Annotated in this window: 3 protein-coding genes; 2 read left to right on the top strand and 1 reads right to left on the bottom strand. The window is 70.1% G+C overall.

Translation table 11 applies throughout. From position 1 onward, the window contains the following. Positions 1–100: 100 nt before the first annotated feature. Together AC1DU6_RS26145 and AC1DU6_RS26140 are read left to right on the top strand one after the other, a co-directional pair. Complete coding sequence (locus AC1DU6_RS26145; protein WP_477860682.1) at positions 101–1,474, top strand: S1 family peptidase; 1,374 nt, start codon at positions 101–103, stop codon at positions 1,472–1,474. Continuing rightward, entirely contained in the window at positions 1,474–2,469 is a 996-nt protein-coding gene (locus AC1DU6_RS26140; RefSeq protein WP_457324570.1) for an FHA domain-containing protein, read from the top strand. Before AC1DU6_RS26145 ends, AC1DU6_RS26140 begins: the two co-directional genes overlap by 1 nt. A gap of 10 nt (positions 2,470–2,479) precedes the next feature. On the opposite strand, the gene AC1DU6_RS26135 is transcribed toward AC1DU6_RS26140, so the two are convergent. Beyond that, a partial coding sequence (locus AC1DU6_RS26135) for a pyridoxal-phosphate dependent enzyme (protein WP_477860680.1) occupies positions 2,480–2,770 on the bottom strand: 291 nt, incomplete at its 5' end.

Genomic DNA, 2,770 nt, shown 5'->3' with positions numbered 1-2,770 from the left:
GGCCACGGATGATTCGGAATGCTTCACGGGCCTTGCGCGGTGACGAGCGGCTGTCGTGCGCAAAGCGGCTAGCATCGGCGGCCTCCACCGGAGGTCCTGCTTGCTGAAGTCCTGTCTGAAGTCCCTGCTGGGTGCGGCGTTCGCCGGCCTGGCCCTTGCCGCTGCTGCGCAATCGCCGCCGCCCGCGCCCGCCACCGCGCCCAACCCGCAGCAGCCACAGGCGCAGCCCCCCACCGTGTCCGCCAGCGCCCGGCGCCTGTATGAGCGCAGCAAGGGCCAGCTGCTGCAGATCCGCACGCTGCTCAAGACCCAGGACAGCCAGGCCTCGGTCGGCTCGGGCTTCCTCGTCAGCGATGACGGCCATGTCGTCACGAACTACCACGTCATCAGCCAGTTCGCGCTGGAGCCCGACAGCTACCGGCTGCGTTACGCGACGACCGACGGCCAGGGCGGGGCGCTGGAGCTGCTGGACTTCGACGCCCGTCGTGACTTGGCGCTGCTGCGCGCCGTCGACGACGGCAAGGGCGGTGGGCTCAAGGGCCGCGGCGCGCTGACCTTCCGCCCGCAGAACCAGCCGCTGGCCAAGGGCGAGCGCATCTACTCCATGGGCAACCCGCACGACGTGGCCTTCGCCGTCGTCGAGGGCAATTACAACGGCCTGGTGGAGCGCAGCTTCGACCCGCTGATCTATTACGCCGGCGGCATCAACCCCGGCATGAGCGGCGGCCCGGTGCTGGACGAGGACGGCCTGGTCGTCGGCGTCAACGTGTCGACGCTGCTGTTCGCCCAACAGGTCAGCTTCCTCGTGCCCGGCGAGTTCGCCGAGAGCCTGGTCAAGCGCAGCCTCGCCGCCAAACCCATCCGCACGGCGGCCTGGGGCCGGCTGCGCGACCAGTTGACGCGCTACCAGGACGAGCTCGTCACGCGCTTCCTGGCCGCACCTTGGGAGAGCGCCAATCACGACCGCTACCGCCTGCCCGTGCCCAAGCAGGACTTCATGCGCTGCTGGGGGCGGGGCACCTCGGCCGATACCAAGGGCCTGGACTTCGAACGCTCGCAGTGCCGCATGGACCACGCCCTCTTCGTCAGCGGCAATCTGCAGACGGGCTGGCTGGACATGTCCCATGAGGCCTATGACGGCAGCAAGCTCGGGGCGCTGCGCTTTGCGCGCCAGTACACGGGGAGCTTTCGCAACGAGCGCCTGGGGAGCGCCGACAAGTCGCGCACCGCGCCGTACTGCAAGGAGCAGTTCGTCGATCGTGATGGACTACCGCTGCGAGCCGTCGTTTGCCTGCGCGCCTACCGCAAGCTGGACGGCCTGCACGACCTCAGCGTGCTCGTGACGACGGTCGACTCACCCACCGAAGGCGCCCTGGGCCGCTTCGACGCCCGCGGCATCAGCTTCGACAACGCGCTCAAGCTGGCGKCGCATTACCTGGAGGGCTTCGCGTGGACGAACAGCAAAGCCAAGTGATGCCTGCCATCCCTGACGCCGCAGTCGTCGAACTGCTGGGCCGCGACGGCCGYGCGACCCTGGTGCAGCGCGTGACGCACTGGCCGGTGCGCATCGGCCGCTCGCCGGCCTGCGACATCGTGCTGGACGACGGCCACCTCGCCGCGGAACATGCCGAGCTGCAACTCGCCCCCGGCGGGGGTGTCAATCTCAGGCTGCTGGACAGCCGCAATGGCGGCAGCGTCGCCGGCAAGCGCCTGGCCGCGGGCGAGGAGGCCACGCTGCCCGAAGGCGGCGCCTTCCAACTCGCGAGCTGCTCGCTGCGCCTGCGCACCAGCGCCGACGCGCTGGCGCCCGAGCATTTGATGGTGATCCATCCGGTGCGCCACTGGGCTCTGCTGCCGCTGCTGCTGCTTTCTCTGGTGTTCTTCCAGTGGCTGGACCGCTGGAGCGCCGTCGACCCGGACGCGCGCTGGATCGATTACGCCTCGCCGTTGCTCGGGCCGCTGGCCTTCGTACTCGGCTGGGCCGGGCTGTGGTCGCTGGCCAGCCAGCTCTTTCATCATCGCTTCCCGTTCACGACGCATCTGCGCCGTGCCCTGGTCGTCATCGTCACGCTGCAGGTGCTGGAGTGGCTGCTGCCGGCAGTGGCCTATGCCTTCTCGTGGCCGCGCCTGATGGTGGTGGAGTCGCTGGCCACGCCGGTGGCCGCTGCGGCGTTGGTTGCCTGGCATGCCGGCCTGGTCTGGCCGGGCGCGCGGCGCATCCTGAACGGCGGCATTGCGGCCCTGCTGCTGCTCTTCCTGGGCCTGCAGGTGGGCAGCCGCCAGGAACAGCAATACGTCTTCGGCCCGCCCTATCTGGCCAGCCTGCCGCCGCCGGCGCTGCGCCTCGTGTCGCCGCAGCCGCCTGAGACGCTGATCGATTCGCTGAAGCCGCTGAAGGCCGAACTGGCCAGGCAGGCGCGCAAGGACAACGAGGGCGCCGTCGACGACGACGTCGGCGCCGGCGAGTGAGGCGCTGCGCTCAGGTCTGTGGCAGGAAGCCGTCGACCGAGAGGTAGCGCTCGCCGGTGTCGTAGTTGAAGCCGAGCACACGTGCATTCGCGGGCAGCTCGGGCAGCTTCTGCGCAATGGCCGCGAGCGTCGCGCCGCTGGAGATACCCACGAGCAGGCCTTCCTCGCGGGCGCAGCGGCGGGCGTATTCGCGTGCGGCCTCGGCCTCGACCTGGATGACGCCGTCCAGCAGCGCCGTGTCCAGCACCGCCGGGATGAAGCCCGCGCCGATGCCCTGGATGGGGTGCGGGCTGGGCTGGCC

This window comes from Roseateles sp. P5_B10, from assembly GCF_056400485.1.
The sequence above is the reverse complement of the archived record's forward strand: the minus strand, read 5'-3'. Positions and strand labels throughout refer to the sequence as shown.